14 protein-coding genes are annotated in these 16,367 nt (G+C 52.4%); 12 read left to right on the plus strand and 2 right to left on the minus strand.

From position 1 onward, the window contains the following. Nucleotides 1-50: 50 nt before the first annotated feature. Entirely contained in the window at nucleotides 51-803 is a 753-nt protein-coding gene (locus F8N85_RS12505) for an SIR2 family NAD-dependent protein deacylase (protein ID WP_150803915.1), read from the minus strand. A 341-nt stretch (nucleotides 804-1,144) separates the two neighbouring features. Between F8N85_RS12505 and F8N85_RS12510 the strand changes: the two genes are divergently transcribed. From F8N85_RS12510 to F8N85_RS12545, 7 genes are all read left to right on the plus strand, one after another. After that, nucleotides 1,145-1,546, plus strand: coding sequence for an HAD domain-containing protein (locus F8N85_RS12510; protein ID WP_224795677.1), 402 nt, complete (start codon nucleotides 1,145-1,147; stop codon nucleotides 1,544-1,546). 150 nt (nucleotides 1,547-1,696) lie between these two features. Continuing rightward, entirely contained in the window at nucleotides 1,697-2,029 is a 333-nt protein-coding gene (gene tnpA, locus F8N85_RS12520) for an IS66-like element accessory protein TnpA (protein ID WP_191636167.1), read from the plus strand. Then, nucleotides 2,026-2,361: an IS66 family insertion sequence element accessory protein TnpB gene (gene tnpB / locus F8N85_RS12525; protein WP_150803917.1), complete on the plus strand. Its 336-nt coding sequence runs from the start codon at nucleotides 2,026-2,028 to the stop codon at nucleotides 2,359-2,361. The genes tnpA and tnpB (F8N85_RS12525) overlap by 4 nt, the downstream gene beginning before the upstream one ends. Before the next feature lie 81 nt (nucleotides 2,362-2,442). Further along, nucleotides 2,443-3,984, plus strand: a complete 1,542-nt coding sequence (gene tnpC, locus F8N85_RS12530) for an IS66 family transposase (protein ID WP_150803918.1) — start codon at nucleotides 2,443-2,445, stop codon at nucleotides 3,982-3,984. A 57-nt stretch (nucleotides 3,985-4,041) separates the two neighbouring features. Continuing rightward, nucleotides 4,042-4,395 (plus strand): NIPSNAP family protein, encoded by a 354-nt coding sequence (locus tag F8N85_RS12535; protein WP_150803919.1) that lies wholly within the window; start codon nucleotides 4,042-4,044, stop codon nucleotides 4,393-4,395. 542 nt (nucleotides 4,396-4,937) lie between these two features. Beyond that, entirely contained in the window at nucleotides 4,938-5,519 is a 582-nt protein-coding gene (locus tag F8N85_RS12540; RefSeq protein WP_150803920.1) for a hypothetical protein, read from the plus strand. Between the two features lie 203 nt (nucleotides 5,520-5,722). Further along, on the plus strand, nucleotides 5,723-6,343 hold the full coding sequence (locus tag F8N85_RS12545) for a tyrosine-type recombinase/integrase (RefSeq protein ID WP_150803921.1): 621 nt from the start codon (nucleotides 5,723-5,725) through the stop codon (nucleotides 6,341-6,343). A 397-nt stretch (nucleotides 6,344-6,740) separates the two neighbouring features. Here the strand turns inward: F8N85_RS12545 and F8N85_RS12550 are convergent, their stop codons facing one another. After that, nucleotides 6,741-11,366, minus strand: coding sequence for a hypothetical protein (locus F8N85_RS12550; protein WP_150803922.1), 4,626 nt, complete (start codon nucleotides 11,364-11,366; stop codon nucleotides 6,741-6,743). Nucleotides 11,367-12,118: 752 nt separating this feature from the next. On the opposite strand from F8N85_RS12550, the gene F8N85_RS12555 reads away from it, so the two are divergent. From F8N85_RS12555 to F8N85_RS12570, 5 genes are all read left to right on the plus strand, one after another. Next, nucleotides 12,119-13,174 carry a hypothetical protein gene (locus tag F8N85_RS12555; protein ID WP_150803923.1) on the plus strand — a complete coding sequence of 352 codons (1,056 nt, stop codon included), beginning with the start codon at nucleotides 12,119-12,121 and terminating at the stop codon, nucleotides 13,172-13,174. 264 nt (nucleotides 13,175-13,438) lie between these two features. Beyond that, entirely contained in the window at nucleotides 13,439-13,594 is a 156-nt protein-coding gene (locus F8N85_RS34545; protein ID WP_191636168.1) for a hypothetical protein, read from the plus strand. Nucleotides 13,595-13,653: 59 nt separating this feature from the next. Then, nucleotides 13,654-14,880, plus strand: coding sequence for a hypothetical protein (locus tag F8N85_RS12560; RefSeq protein ID WP_150803924.1), 1,227 nt, complete (start codon nucleotides 13,654-13,656; stop codon nucleotides 14,878-14,880). Between the two features lie 432 nt (nucleotides 14,881-15,312). After that, entirely contained in the window at nucleotides 15,313-15,672 is a 360-nt protein-coding gene (gene tnpB, locus F8N85_RS12565; RefSeq protein ID WP_019412232.1) for an IS66 family insertion sequence element accessory protein TnpB, read from the plus strand. 18 nt (nucleotides 15,673-15,690) lie between these two features. After that, nucleotides 15,691-16,367 (plus strand): IS66 family transposase (locus tag F8N85_RS12570; RefSeq protein WP_150803925.1); only part of this gene is annotated, 677 nt, incomplete at its 3' end.

The raw sequence follows: 16,367 nt of genomic DNA on the forward strand, positions 1-16,367 counted from the left end.
ACGCGCGCTCGAAACGCAGCTTCAAAGCTCAAGTCCCCTGAGACATACGCCTATATCCTTTCGTGCAGCATCGGCAGTACTTCGGCGGCAGCTCCCAACAGCATGAACTCACTCTCTTCACCCATTGCGACGTCTGCTTTATTCACGTGAATGACCGCTGCCCCAGACGCCAACGCAAGGTCGGGAAGGCCTGCGGCAGGCATGACGATCCCAGAGGTGCCCACTGAGATCAAAAGATCGCAATCCTTTACCATGAGCACTGCTGCCTTCCAAGCCTGGGGTGGCAAATCCTCTCCGTACCAGACCACCGCAGGACGCATCTTGCCATTACAACGCTGACATCTAGGAGGCTCGACTAGAGCACCCTCATTCGGCACTGCTGATTGATCTGGTGACACAACCGCAAGCCGATGGCAGGCGAAGCACTTGGGCATTGCCAAACTGCCATGTAAATGCACCACATTTAACGAGCCTGCTCGCTCATGGAGGTCGTCAATATTCTGGGAGATAACAGAAACCTGGCGCAGTGAGTTAGCCATGCGAGGTATCGCAAGATGTGCGGCATTTGGCTCTGCTTGAGCGACTCGGAGCCGCCGCCACAGATACCATCCCCATACCAGTGCGGGGTTTTCCCGAAAGGCCTTGGCCGTCTCTAAATCCCTCGGATCGTATCCTGCCCAGATTCCAGAAAGTTTTTTGCGGTACGTGGGGATACCGCTATCGGCGGAGATACCAGCGCCAGTGAAAAAGACCACCTTCTTGGCCTTCCGTAGTAGGTCTACAGCTTGCTCTATGACAGTCATGGTACCAATCTTCTCCTACCTTCCCGCTTTGCGTTTTAAAGAGCTGTCGCTGAGCATTATTGAGTGTATGGCGCGGCCCCTCAGCTTTTTGTTGATACCCTATCTCATGTGTTTAGGGCAATAACTCCGCTCCCGCAAAGAAGGCCGGAGAAGGCAAAGTTAGTGGTAAAACACGCCATTACCCATCGGGCCCAAGCTATTTGGTGAGGGCCATTTACGGGAGAAACCTCGGTGCAGAGGAATTCGCACATCCTTTTCCTTGATTTTGATGGCGTCTTACACCCCGACGCCGTCTACTTGTCTCGCCAAGGACCCACACTGAAGGCCGAAGGTACGTTTTTATGTGGGCGCCGATTCTTGCCAATCTACTCGACGATTTTCCAATGATCTCGTTGGTATTAAGCGCCAGTTGGGTTCGACATCTTGGCTATAAGCGAGCACTTGCCTATCTACCTCTCGAGCTGCGAGAGCGAGTAATCGGTGCCACGTGGCACAGCTCGATGGCTAAAGGCTGGGTGGATGAAAACCAATGGGATGGGAAGACAAGATACGACCAGATCTGCCGCTACGCTGTCCGCTCACAGCTTCGACACTGGATCGCCCTTGATGACGATGTACAAGGATGGGCAGAGGGCTTAACGCAACACCTAATTGCCTGCGAACCCGACCTTGGACTCAGCTCCGCCCAGACCCAAACAGAGCTTCAAAGCAGTCTGAGGGAAGTTTGCTCACTCCAAGGGTAACCCTCCAGAGGTTGCCTTAGTATTCGCGACGCTAGATGACTTTGCCGGTATGCGTCTGGCCAAGTCATCTACCCGGCCCTGAAAAGCCAAGACATGGTGTGCACTTAAATTTAAGTGGGCACCAGTTCTAGTCTTTTAAGCAGGTATTTCATGCAGCCACAACGCCGTTCCTACTCCAAATCCTTCAAGGCCCAGGTCATTCAAGAGTGCGCCCAGCCCGGCGCTTCGATTGCCCGCGTCGCACTGAGCCACAGCCTCAACGCGAACCTCGTCCACAAGTGGATTCGGCTGCAATCGCAGAAAAATGCCGTCCTGCAACCTGCCTTTATTCCCGTGGCTTTACCGTTGTCGGCGTCACGATCAGATATCACCCCGGCCATGATCTGCCTCGAAATCCCACACCCACGCGGCACCGTCAAAGTGAACTGGCCGACCGAAAGCGCGGCTGCCTGCGCGACCTTTCTGCGAGATATGTTGCGATGATTCGCATCGACTCCATCTGGCTTGCCACCGAGCCCATGGACATGCGCGCCGGCACGGACACCGCGCTGGCGCGGGTGGTGGCGGTGTTCGGTGCGGCGCAGCCGCACTGCGCTTATATGTTTGCCAACCGCCGCGCCAATCGCATGAAAGTGCTGGTACATGATGGGCTGGGTATCTGGCTGGCGGCGCGCCGCCTGCATCAAGGCAAGTTCTTTTGGCCGGGTTCTCGACATGGCTCTCAGATGGAATTGGGTGCCGAACAACTGCATGCCCTGGTGCTGGGTTTGCCATGGCAAAGAGTCGGGCCCGGCAGCGCGATTTCCATCGTATAACGCCTGCCATGACCACCCAGGCCGTGCAATTGTCCAATGAGCCTATCGTCGGTTTTAGCCTGCTCTGGCAAAATCGGCGGCATGACTTCGCTGCCCAATCTCGACCAACTAACCCCTGAACAACTGCGCGCTCTGGCGGCGCAGTTGATGCAGCGCGTCGAGAGTCTCGATCAGAAAGTCGAGACCATGGGCAAGAAAATCCATCGCGACCAAGCAGTTATCGAAAAGCTGACCCACGAGATTGCGCAGCTCAAGCGCTTCAAGTTTGCCAAGCGCAGCGAGCAACTGAGCCCGGATCAAGCCAACCTGCTTGATGACCTGATCGACACCGACATTGCGGCCATCGAAGCTGAACTTGAAGCGCTGAAACCTGCTCCCGCTTCGACTGAAGTTCGGCAAAAACCTAAACGCACCGCCTTGCCGCCGCAGTTTCCGTGCACTCTGATCCACCACGAACCCGATAACAGCCACTGCCAGTGCGGCTGCGCTCTCAAGCGTATCGGCGAGGATGTCAGCGAGAAACTCGACTACACGCCGGGCGTGTTCACCGTTGAACGGCACATCCGTGGCAAATGGGTCTGCGATCAGTGCGAAACCCTGATCCAGGCACCGGTACCGGCGCAGGTCATCGACAAGGGCATCCCGACCGCAGGGCTGTTGGCCCATGTCCTGATCGCCAAGTTCGCGGATCATTTACCGCTCTACCGCCAGGAATCGATTTTCGGTCGAGCCGGTTTGGCCATCGCCCGCTCGACGCTGGCTCAATGGGTCGGCAACTGTGGCGTGCAGTTGCAGCCGCTGGTCGATGCCTTGCGCGACGCGGTGCTTGGGCATGACGTGATCCACGCCGATGAAACGCCGGTGCAGATGCTCACGCCGGGCGCGAAGAAAACCCATCGGGCCTATGTCTGGGCCTACGCCACCAGCCAGTTCTCGGACTTGGCAGCGGTCGTTTACGACTTCAGCCCCAGCCGAGCCGGAGAACACGCCCGTAACTTCCTGCACGACTGGAAGGGCAAGCTGGTCTGCGATGACTTCGTCGGCTACAAGGCCAGTTTTGAACTCGGCGTCACCGGTTGCATGGCCCATGCGCGGCGCAAGTTTTTCGAGCTGCACACCACCAACAAGAGCCAGCTCGCCGAACAGGCCCTGCGTTGTATCCAGCTGCTTTACGAAATTGAACGTGAAGTCCACGACCTGGAGCCGGATTTACGGCGCCGAAAACGGCAAGAAAAAGCGGTACCGGTGATGGATATGCTGCATGCCTGGATGACTGCCCAGCGTGATCTCGTGCCTGAAGGCTCAGCCATCAGCAGAGCATTGGATTACAGCTTGAAGCGCTGGGCAGCGCTGTCGCGCTACCTTGATGACGGGGCCGTACCCATTGTCAATAATTGGACAGAGAACCAGATCCGGCCGTGGGCGTTGGGGCGCAAGAACTGGCTCTTTGCAGGTTCACTGCGCAGCGGCAAACGGGCAGCGGCGATCATGAGTTTGATCCAGTCGGCGCGACTCAACGGGCATGATCCGTATGCTTATTTGAAGGACGTCCTTACGCGCCTGCCGATGCAGCGAGCGAGTGAGATTACGCAACTGCTGCCGCATAGCTGGACTCCCGCCTAATAACGTAAGCTGGGATGTACGGATGCTCACGTTGAAACTCCACATGGAAGACTTGGAATGACTCGAATTATTGAAATCCTGATGTATACCTTAAAGCCAGGATCGGGATTGGACTTTCATCAAATAATGCAGAATGTAAGTGTTCCGCTTCACCTAGAAGCTGGCATAGATGTCGTTTCTTATGGCAGCTCATTACATGATTGTGACAGCTATCACCTGATTCGCTCCTATGAAAGCGAGAACCATCGCCAAGTATCTCAAGATGTTTTTTACGCAAGCGCTGCCTGGAAGCAGGGCCCGAGAGAAGACATTATCAGTCGGATTGAAATAAGTACAACTACAGTTATGGCGCTCGCTCAAGACGTAATTGATGCCATCAGAGCTTCTAGCGCCGAAGCTCGATCCGCGTAGCTGACATCGACAAAGGCAGACCCCGTAGCCTTAAATGCGGGGATCAGGAAGATGTGTTGGCCGGACGGTTACCTTTGCCGAACGGATACGAAGCTCTAGCTTTAAAGTAAAGAATTGTTGTCCTTACGGCTGTTTTAAGTGTTTCGAGGAAAGATTCCTTTCCCTTGTTGCTAGCATTTTGGGCCGGAGTGAAGCAATGCAGCGCATCAGTCGCCAGGGCGGCGATGAACCGCCTCGGTCCTTGGTTTCCCCAGGTAACGAGTGGCCAGAGAAGACCCCATAGCAGCCGGTGAGCACTGGCAGAGTTCGGCCAGAAGCAGTCATTCACGTTCAAGACCTGACCCGTAGCGGCTACCCTATTTGAATATTGCCAAGTACCCACCTTCCGCTATATCTTAATGCCCAAGGTGGTGATGGTCGCCTGGCGCCTGTTTCGCTAAGCAAGAGCCCATCGTTTCAAACCCAATTCCCCATGGCAGATCCTTACTGGACCGCCCGGTGAACAGGCAATCGGTCATTGCGTCCGTGTAATGAGGAATGTCATGTCCGCTTTTTCCGTTATCAATGCATTCAAATCACGATCCAAATCGATTGCTCGCCAACGAGGCCAGCAGCTGTCGATTGTTCGTGAGCAGCTATCAAAACTGGCTGGTTTTTCAAGCTATCACGAGCTGCACCGTGTTGCCGAGACGCACCCAGAGGATGTTCGGCTGCTCCGATCAGTGTTTGGGGTGTCACAGTTCAATGATGTTGTTTTTAAGACCCAAGTGCTACAGGCATTGGAGCGCGAGCTGGTTCCACTGGTCATACAGGAAAAATCGGTGCCAGCGAGCGTGACACTCTCGATGTCCAACTTAGGGAAAGTAAATTACGTCTATCAGGTAGATACTGGCGTGTTGCTAGTCTCCGTAAGTGCAGATTGTAAGGGGCTGGAAAAGTTCCCCCAAGGGGAAAGTCTGCACTGGTACAGTGCATCCTTTCGCTTTGAGGTGAAGTACCGCGACAACCGTTGGTCACTGGTACCTAACTCTATTGGCATACATCTGGTTATAGATCAGGACGAGACGGAGGAGGATGACGAAAACTTTATTGTAGAATTCCCTCCGACCGCCTTCTATAACTGACTGAAAGCGAACATGGCCACGTTTCGCCAATGAGGTGGTCACATTACTTCCCACTTAATCGTCTCCTTGGTTCGAAAGCGTATCTGAATGGCCTCCTTCTGGTCGGCTCCTGCCTTATGCGACGGGCTGCAATGGGTCGAATAGCGACCTCCACTCATTGTGACTGATCCACCCTTGTCCTCCCTCAACGTGGAGGACAAGCCATGAAGATTATTGGTACATACAGCCATCAGCCTTGGAACAAGGGAAAGCTTGTCGGGCAGAAAGCCCCGCTTCGAGTCAGAGATATCTGGGCCATCCGGGTCAGACTCCAGCTTGCAGAGAAGACACGGGATCTAGCCCTCTTCAACTTGGCCATCGACAGCAAACTGCGCGCCTGTGACTTAACCAAGCTGCGTGTACGAGATATAGCCCATGGGGAACATGTGTCGTCACGGGCCATCGTGATGCAGCAGAAAACTCAGCACCCAGTGCAATTTGAAATCACTGAGCAAACCCGCACGGTTCTGGAGGCCTGGATGCACCAGGCCCACCTCCGCAGTGAGGATTTCTTGTTTCCGACCCGGTTGCATGACTCAGCTCATCTCTCTACGAGGCAATACGCTCGAATAGTCAAAGCGTGGGTGACAGCCATTGGTCTTGACCCAACCATGTACGGTACTCACACGCTACGGAGAACCAAGGCATCGCTGATCTATCGAAGAACTAAGAACTTAAGAGCAGTCCAACTCTTGCTTGGTCATACGAAGCTCGAAAGCACTGTCAGGTACTTGGGCATCGAGGTTGATGATGCTCTGGAAATGGCAGAGCAAACAGAAGTCTGACCATCCACTGCGACGGTCTAGGCCAGACCGTCGCTATCCGACCCACAGCGGCCGGTCGAGAGTCTACGAAACCAAAGGTGATTCATTTTGGTATACATATCTGCCGGCAGCTTGAGGTCAGATCTCGCGAAGCCAGTGGTCACCTTTCCTCTGGCTTGAGGCTCCATCCGGGAACGTAAACGATGTGTTTGTCATGCGCCTTGGTGGGAGTGGTTTTATCGTCCATAACGACCGAATGGCGATCCATTTTTTTGGGTTTGTAGGTACTTTTGGTACCCAAACCAATTTGGACGAGACTTTTCATTCCTTTCATTTCGTCCGATTGCAGCTTGATATTACTAAGGGCAGCAATCGGCGAAAACTGCCGCTGTCGACATTCAGGTTTCTGCTAACTGGATCAGTCTGCAACCCTGCCTCCAGTAATAAACATCTTGTTTGGCACACGCATACCAAAAAGCTTTGACTTACGCTTGTTCTTCCACTTGCTGATCCGATTGCGGATTTGGCGATTGAGCGTAGGACCAAAGCGTTTGATGAGAGTGCTAGGTGTGTCGCCGTCTACCTCCAACGAATTGAAGCGGCCATCAGCTATTTTCGAAAGCAAAACTGTGTAACGCCAAAGCTCAACTGAATCTGCCGCAGTTCGCATCTGGGAAGCCCAATGGCGAGACCATTGATGGCGATCCATTGCATATTTGGCCGCAATGTACGCCTGATGCAGAAATCCATGTTCGTCTTTCAGCATGCTGATAGTTTCAATCGCCCAGTTTTCATCCGGCGAAAGGCCTGCCACCATCGTAGCCCGGGCACGATATGCCGGCTCCAGGCGTTGTCTCCGGTCCACGACATATTCACGAACAAGATTTTCTCGCTGTGCTTCTATAGCAGCCAAAACCTCCATAGCAAGTTCATGATCGTTGTCGATACTATCGAGGCGAGCGAAGCAAAGTTCTTTAATTTCGTTGCTATCGGCGGCCCTCCAAATGCTGACCGCATCAAGTTTGACCTTATCCCGGCCTAACGTCACACGTACATCGGGGGAACCAACTCTCAGCCGCTCGAACAAAGTCAGTCCAGCAACCACATCTCTTTTGGAGATGGTCTCTGCAATGAGCGAAGCAATATTATGCACATTGTTGAAGCTCTTGCTGTCCAGCTTTAGGAAAAGCTTATGCCAGGAGTCAACGAGGGCAGGAGCGACTTTGTCGATCGACAAAATCAGCCTGATGGTAACGGACTGAATGATAAGCTGAGCACCTACCTTTGCCAGGTCCTGCTCAAAACGATCAGTTGCATCTTGGTTCTGCTTTTGGCGCTCGTACCAAGCGTCGCTCGTGTCGGCGAACCGCTCTAGCTGTTCCCGCAGGCCTTCTTTTTGCGACACTTTTTCGGAAACTTCTAAAATCGCAGGCCAGTGGAGACCTCCGATATTTTGCTCAATGTGCGGCAGGTTACTGGTAACCTGAAATTCTGCGGCTTTTAAAATGGCTGTATTTAGACGGTCAGAAATTGCCAATGCAGCATCAGGCCCGAGCCGCTCAGCCAAGGTTTCATAGGCGGAAAGCTCGATCCGATCGAGACACTCCTCGATTGTAATTGAACCATTCTCCGCAGCCATTACGAGTGCGCGAGATCCATGGAATATTTCGATTTTTTGAGACACTGCATCGAGACAAGCCGCGCTCCATCCGGATTTCACGAGTCCCACGAGCAGCATCGGATCGGCGGTCGCCTGGATTAGAGACAACACTGATAGGCGGACATGATAATGTTCCGATGCCAGCAGAGTGATTATCGTCTCCCTGATCGGAACGCTGAGGGAGGTGCCCGAGTATTCCGCAAAGCAAAGGATACGAAATTGAACGACCTGGTTATCTTCCTGCACGGCCTTGTCGAGTGCACACTCCAATATGGATTCTTCTACCGGTAGGAAAAGATCGCAAAGATTCCGGAGAATGGTCCTGTCATCGGGATGATTCAGTAACGCATTGAATTGCTCATCTCCATTCATATGGGCAAAAGCAACAAGAAGAGCATGTTGCGCAGTGACCCAAGACTCATTGTTCCCATCCTCGCCAGCATCCAAGGCCGCCTTAGCAATCTCAGCCGCTTTTTCAACATAAGATTTCGCAACGCGATCTTCTAAGCCGATAGTATGGCTTTCGAGCAGGTAGGCCGCTAGGCGGAATTCCGACTCTGCCCGCATCACGGCCTCATCTGCCAAGGCCCGCAAAGCTTCGATAGCTGCGTCAGGACGGAAGCGTGCGAGTCCTGGTTTGGCCATCGAGAAAAAGTGATCCTCTAGAGTGGCGCTTCTGCTATGGCTCAGTTTGGCGGGGTTGATTGCCCTATAGCTCAGTGCTGTCTGGTCAATGTTATCCGGCTCCTCCGAGGAGGGATCGCACGGATCGGTAGCGCAATAGTCCTCAATCCTTCTCCAGCCGTCCATGCGTTCTCGATCCTTGGTCAACTCTTCCGCGATGGCGTTTGCCTCTTTTGCGTCTTCGCTATCGCCAGTGGCACGCAAGACATAGACCAACGCCCACTGACCGGTCCTTGATATGCAAGTCTGTCGTAGCAGCTTCGCAGACTCCCGCAGCGCATCCCTGGTGGCTTCCCAGTCGACCAAGTTGAAATGCAGAAGGCTGTCAAAAACCTCGTGGTGGTTGCGGTAACCGCCATTGAGCGAGGTTGAGAAACACCAGTTATGTACGCTTGTAGCGAAGGGGGCGAGTGATCGTCCAGCTAAAGCGTGGAAGGCAAGCAAACTGAGTTGGCTATAGTCGCCACGATCCACCCGAATCATGCCTTTCAGAAGATCGAGTTCAACCTCTGACAACGACGCGATAATGTCGGAAAGCTGCTGCTCGCGTTCAGCCGTCTTTTTTTCTCGCTCGACTGCATGCTCCGACGTGTTGGGATACAAAACCATACGTTCGGGGGCCAGGGAGTACGTATTGAGCCAACGGTGGATACTCGCTGACAGTTCTAGCTCGAAGGCTTCATTGCCTCGTAGATCATCAACGGCGTCAGTGAGCCAAGAGAGATTTGAGACTATATCGCGGGAAAGAGATGAATCTTCTAGGGCTGCGATAAATGCTCTAGGAGAGCGACCGAAAAGGCTACGAAACTCCGGATAACGCAAGGAATCTATGTTCTGAAGCATGACGAAACAACGTACCAACGGACTCACAATTTCTAGAGGCGATTCTTCCAGCACCGCCGCGAGAATTGCTCCCATCAGGATATCGCTTGTCCTATCAAGCGCAGCAATAGGTTCAAGAATGTTGGAAAGCGCGTCTTCGACACTCTTTTTCTTTCGAAAAGCATCCCTCGCAGTCCTGACCAGCGTAAGCCCTAAGGCTAGTGGTAAGCCCTCATCTTTCAGGAGATACTTATTAGGATCTTCTTCTAATATCTTAAAAAAACGCCCTGCTGACGTGATGACAAACTGCTCGGAAATAGCTTGACTAGTGCCACCAGCCTTCACTAATACAGGCATGTCGAATTCGTTGATATCGTCGCTTTGCTGCTTGAGACGCTGCACAATATTATCCGCATGGGTGCAGATGTCCGCCGTAAACTGCTTGACAGATACCTTCGTACCCTCGGCGGCGCTGCCGCTGCGAATATGCTCAAAAAGAAGACGGCTGATGCTCAATTCGGCAAATGCTGTAATTTCTTCAGAGTTGAACAGCGTAGCAGCGACTCCGAAAATTCGAGGATTACGGAGGCTGCGTACCACCTCGGCGTCGAGCGCGGAAATCGATGTTCCCCGCTCGTTCAAAAGCTCGTCCAACTCTAAATCGGTCCACTCAGGGACCTCGACTGCGATCACTCTGCTAAGCAGCTTGTTCTCTAAGAGATCGCGATAAAAAACCCGCCGACAGCTAAAAACCAATCTTCCACCAATCTGAGCCAACACCTCGCTCATCGCATCAATGAATCGAACCCAATTGACGCTTTCGCGCTGATTTACACCATCCATAAATACAACCAGTCGTGGAACAGTAATGTCAGGTTGGCTTTGCCAACGCTGTAAATGCTTGAGCCATAGTTCCTTGGATTCGTGTGTTGGTATTTCTCCGGTCTGCGTGAGGAGCTTCGAGATCAAGAGATCCTGGCAGTACTCGAGAGAAGGCAGCCCATTGATATCGTCGGGGACCACAATGACAGTCAATGGCCGGTCAGATTGATGGATCCAGGCTTGCGCTAAAATCCAAGATTTGCCATTGCCGTCGGCACCTAGTAACGCAATAACGGCGCCATCTGGTTTCCCAAAGACATTATTCGCGACCCTGATTCGCAGATCTTTGCGATCAATCGTGCGTGAAACCGACTCATCACCAGGACTGAGAGCTTGGCCAAATGCACTGCGAGCACGCTTTTTGTTGCAGAATGCCTGCGACAGCCAAGCAACATTGTTCTCAAGCGCAACGGAGATGATTTCGTCAGCCATCTGTTTCGTAAGGCAAGAACGACTATGCAATTGATCCTGGACCCCCCGCATTTGAGTAGACAGCGCACGATGAGAGGCGACGACTAAGCTGGCGGTTCCAGAATCTTCTACACGCGCATTTATAGATTCTGCAAGAATCGCAATGGTGTCTAACACCACCCCGCCTGCCTCCCGCGGGCCCGCCATGGCTACTTCGACATATCGGGCCTGAAGCTGAGCAAATATCTCTTCGGGGATTGCTGAACCTAGCGACTTCATGCGTGCGGCATCCATCAGACCGCGCTTTACATTGCCATCATTGAGCCAATTCACAACATTTGGGGTATCAAGGTGTTTGGGCGTGATAAATAGATGTGGTACCGACTTGGCGAAGCGCACGACAAACGAATCATCCAGCCGACCACCTGATAAGCGCTGAATCGCGCCTTCCAATATTGAATCATCAGCAGGCCGCACTTTCTCTGGTGCTTTCCCAACCGCCCTTTCCGCTATCAATGGTTTAAATTTCTTTAAAACCGTCTGCGCAGCTGAAGACAAGGCGCGAATTATAGTGCTCAGTTCCATTTTTTTCCGCTGCGAGGTGCTGAATGAGGCCTTCTTATGATCTTGAAGTATGCCAGATCAAATAGTTAAAAAATGGATACCGTGCGTCCTCCGCTTCCGCAATCTTTGAACGATTGAGCCAGGTTGATAGCTGATCAGTGTCAATGGAAGCTCTGAGGCGCGGAGGTGTTGTTACACACTCTGGGGCGAAAGCGGACCTTCGTGACGGGCAGCAATCAGCCAGCCAGTGCCACCGACCAACGCGCGCAGCAGGGCTGCGCTGTTGCAGGACTGATGAAGAGCTGCGCGCTTTCTGCCACTAGACGCTGAACTCGACGGCGCAATGATCTTAGCGCCCGAGTTCGAGCAGCGCTCCAGGTCGATGCCGAACTGAACAGTCCCAAATTTTATAGTCGAAACCAAACTCCTTTCCTCTCCAGATCAGCCGCTGCGTCACTAGGAGCCGAAGGCTGACATGGCCGAGTGCATGTTATCCACCGCACAGCTACGAACGACTGCAATGGGCCCGATCGCTGCCTATCGCGACCGGCTGAAAACGACCAAAGCGGACGGTCGCGGCGCCAACTCAAATCGGTCGAAACGGTTGTGGCCAGACAAATAACAAATTAGTAAACTCGACGCTCAGCTGCTGGAGTTGACCTTAGTCTAAGAACAGAGCCATAGTTACTCCCGGACTATTGACAAAGATCTTGATAAACGTGACGTCCAAAAATAAAGGAGCTCTACTCTTGAATACTATGGAATACTCTCATATGAACATTGATGATGCGTTACGTCAAGAACGCTTAGAGCCCAGATTAGTACCGTCAGATATTGCTGACATAAATCCTTGGTTTTTGATAATGGAAAGGGACCTCTCGTCTCTTTGTCAGCAAGCTCTCCCTAAACCTGTTCGTTTCACTTTTAATGTAAGTCACAGCATACAGGCATGTGTTTTTTATCGAAGCAATCTAGTTGTCATGACGGCGGGAATGTTTAATGTCTTGTGTCGTTTAGCTTCAAGAATAGTTACCAGCGGGGCATTTGTAGCATTCGAGGGAGGGGTCGAACCGATCTGGACTCCAAGTGTAGAAAACTCTTTCAAGTCAGTTACTTCTGATTTATCTAGCATTGCTTTTGATTGGGGCGTTGAGAGTAAGTCGTGGCAGAAGTCTGGAGAGAGACAGTTGATTTTTTTCTATATATTACAAACGCTTACTAGATTTGTCATACTGCATGAATTAGGCCATATATCTCATAATCATGGAGCGAGATTCCAGGGGGGGCATAGTGGTTTTGTAGATGTCGATCTGGCGCAGCCTGAGCTTTTAACCAATGAAGAGGGAGTGGCCTCTCAGGCTAGAGAAATCATAGCGGACAATTTTGCATTCATCCGCTTGAGAGAATTACAAGAGAGAGAACTTGCGGCCAAAGCTGGAGCGGAGGCCACCGACTTACTTGTCAAAAAGCTCTTGCCGGGCGAGGAGGAAAGAGTTGGTTTTTTGCTAACTATGGCGTATGTGTATTTCCATATGATGGATAGGCATGACTGGCACTCGTTGGATGTTTTTAAACTCACCCATCCACCTGCACCGTTTCGGCTGAAGAATTTATTTGCGCTAACTCTTGAAAGAGGAATCGTCAACCTAGCCGAAGATGAAGTTGGAGAGCTGCTTGTGCGATACCATTACGGATGCAATGCTTTGGTTTCCGTCGTTTACAATCACTATCCATTGGTTAGCTTGTTTGAAGAAGTTAGTGCTCCGCGTTTTGATAAATTATTCAATGCATTATATGAAGAATATCCAAAGTGGCAAAATCTTGAATAGTTAAGTTTTTCGCCTTTGCTCGAGAGCTGCCTTTCACCAAGGTAGCCAACGGCCGATTGCAGTAGTTGCTGAGGGGCGCGATGGGTTGATCCTACGGAAAGGAAAAGTCCTCACATGCATCCCAAGGTCGCTAGCCGTGCCAGTTCCTAAACAAAGGAGTACAGAATTTTTTTCCCACTTTCCCCCCCTGACCAGACGTGTATTGCTCCCTACTCTTGATGTGCGGCGTGAAAACACGCCAACTCATCCCAACAGGAGACACACATGTCAAAGAAATCCTCCAGCAAAACCCCGATGACTACCGATGCTGTATCTCGTATCTATTCTGCAACGGCGAAATCGGGTGACGGCACGATTCCGTCCGACAGCTTTGCGGCGCGGGCTGCATCAGCCGCAGCTAAGGCCCCCAAGGGGAAATGACAGCAGCAATCGAGGTGCTCAGGGCTTTCCCTGGCACCTCATCCAACAAGGAAAGGCCAATGAAATATCCTATTCCTCCTTATCCATCGATAGGCGAGATCGTCTATGAGTGCGCAGTTCGAAGCGGTCTGGTCCGCTCGAATGACGGTAGTGAACTCTACGACAGCCTGAAGGCCTTCAAGGACGATCGCAGGCGGCCCGGACTAAGACCGATAGAGTTTCCAGCCGAAGTACTTGTAACCTTGGAGAGCCGCCTGGCTGATTTCCTGGGTGATGAACAATGTGCACTCATGATCTCTGTGGGGTTACGTCGTTGGCTGGATCAGTATTCAGGAATTGTCGCCAGGCATGATGCAACGCTGCTTGAACGCCCACAAATGCTTGAGCTTTTATGGCCCACCATGTTTGCCGCAATTGCGAATTTTTTCCTGGCGTTCCTCCAGCAGGTTCATCCAATGCTGGATCCCGCGATGCTTCTTCGGGACAAAGCACCTCTGGGAATCTATATGCGAATGCTTTGTACTCGGGGTAATCAGGATCTAAAGCTTATTTGTAACTACCGTGCAGAGGTTGCTGGCATCGATTTCGATAACTGCCGGGACACGCTGGACACCTGGTTAAAAGGGACAGCCGTTCCAAATCTCGATCGCTGCCGCGAGATACTTCAATGCTTGCAACTCGAGAGAGAACTGGGGGTTAAAGTATGGCTGCTGGTAGCAAGGATTCTTGCAAAGACCCCGGCCAAGTACCGCGAAGCGATCCTGACTAGGTGGGAGCGCGGCGACAAGAATGAACCTCCTGAAAAGGAGTTTTTCTTGCGCAAAAGGGCACTCGCATGGGAAGTGGGGATGGGGTTGAACATAGGACCTGATCGCCCGTACAGCGCTTTGTTGGAAGCACTGTACGACCCATCGGTCCCGCGCAATGCATCGGCAGTGCTGGACATGCTCGGGCGGTTGGAACGCACCTGGCAACCCATAGCAGGGCAAACCTACCATACCATTGCATGGCTACGTGGACGGTTCCTCGTGCTAAGCGGTCAACATGAGGCAGCCATGGAACATTACCTGGAAGCCTATAATCTGGGTGCAGGACGAGATCCGGATATCTACAGAAAGGTCCTGGATGAGGCGCTAGCACTTGCTGGAAAGTTGGGCAAGAAGCGGATGGTCGAGCGCTTCCAGGGTTTGCTTGGGCTGTACTGGACAACTGAGTGGGATGGGAATTTTGAGGCACTGGAGGAGCACTTCAATCGCAAATTCCAGAAGGAGCTGTTTTATGCTTAGCACTCCATCCGTGGAATATACGGAGAGGCCCTCCAGGATTTCCCTCAGATCGAAAGTGTTTGCCCTGAACCACCTGATTCAGGACAAGCGTCAAATAGTCAAATAGTCAAATAGTGGTATCGATCTAGTGGTCTGCTGTTTTTGACCTAAAGCAAGATTGGCCCGGATTGACCCGCAGGTCTGCTTTTGGCCGATTTCTGCCTGTCACGATTGCCCGGTTTGGGTCGGAACCTGCCCGTCGTGATGGCAGTCTACCAATCTTCAGTTGAGGAGCTAAAAACGGGACCAAATGTACCTATCCCTAATTTTTTCGCTTGCTCTTCAATACGGCCAGCCTGCAGAACATCGTAAGCGCTCCATAAACCCCACATTCAAAGTCACCGCCTGATCCCCGATGCTGTGCTCCCGATTCCTTTCCGGAGCCAGCACCTCATGATGCGTCCCGATGCAAAAGTCGAAAAAGTCTATCTCTACCCCAAGCCCGTCGACTTCCGAAAATCCATTGATGGCCTCGCTGCTCTGGTCGAACTGGACATCAAGGTTGCGGTGTTTGACCCGGTGCTTTTCGTGTTCCTCAACAAGCCTCGAAACCGAGTGAAGATTTTGTACTGGGAGCGCAATGGCTTCTGCCTTTGGCTAAAGCGCCTAGAGTCCGAGCGTTTCAAAACATCGCCGGATTGTTCGGATGAGGCCATTGTGCTGACGGTTCAAGAACTCAACTGGTTATTGGACGGTTTTGATTTGTGGCGCAACCGTCCGCATCAAGTTTTGACGCCTCGATTCGTCGCCTGATTCGGTATAATCCAGGGCATGATTTCCATGCCCAAAGACCTTCCTGACGACCCTGTTTTGCTCAAGCAACTGCTTGAGCAAATGCTGAGTGAGCGCGAGTCGGATAAGGGCAAGATCGTTCATCTTGAAGAAGAAAACGCACTGTTGCGTCAGCGCCTTTTCGGGCGCAAGTCAGAGCAGACGGCCGATCCCGCGACGCCGCAAATGGCCTTGTTCAATGAAGCTGAAAGCGTGGCCGAGTCTGTCGACGAAACGGTTGAAGAAGAGGTTGTAGCTCCGACCAAGCGACGGGGCAAACGCAAGCCTCTGCCCGCCGATCTTCCGCGTATCGAAGTCATCCATGAACTGCCCGATCACGAGCTGACCTGCGCCTGCGGTTGCCGTAAACACAGCATTGGCGAGGAAATCAGCGAGCAGCTCGAAATCGTGCCGATGCAAATCCGCGTGATCAAACATGTGCGCAAGGTCTACGGTTGCCGCGATTGCGAAACCGCACCAGTTACAGCGGACAAGCCCGCTCAACTGATTGAAAAAAGCATGGCTAGCCCAAGTGTCCTGGCGATGCTGCTGACGACCAAATACGTCGACGGCCTGCCCCTGCATCGCTTCGAAAAAGTACTCGGTCGCCACGGCGTCGATATTCCACGACAAACCTTGGCGCGCTGGGTTATCCAGTGCGGCGAACACCTGCAACC

This window comes from Pseudomonas fluorescens (assembly GCF_902497875.1).
Classification (GTDB): domain Bacteria; phylum Pseudomonadota; class Gammaproteobacteria; order Pseudomonadales; family Pseudomonadaceae; genus Aquipseudomonas; species Aquipseudomonas fluorescens_BR.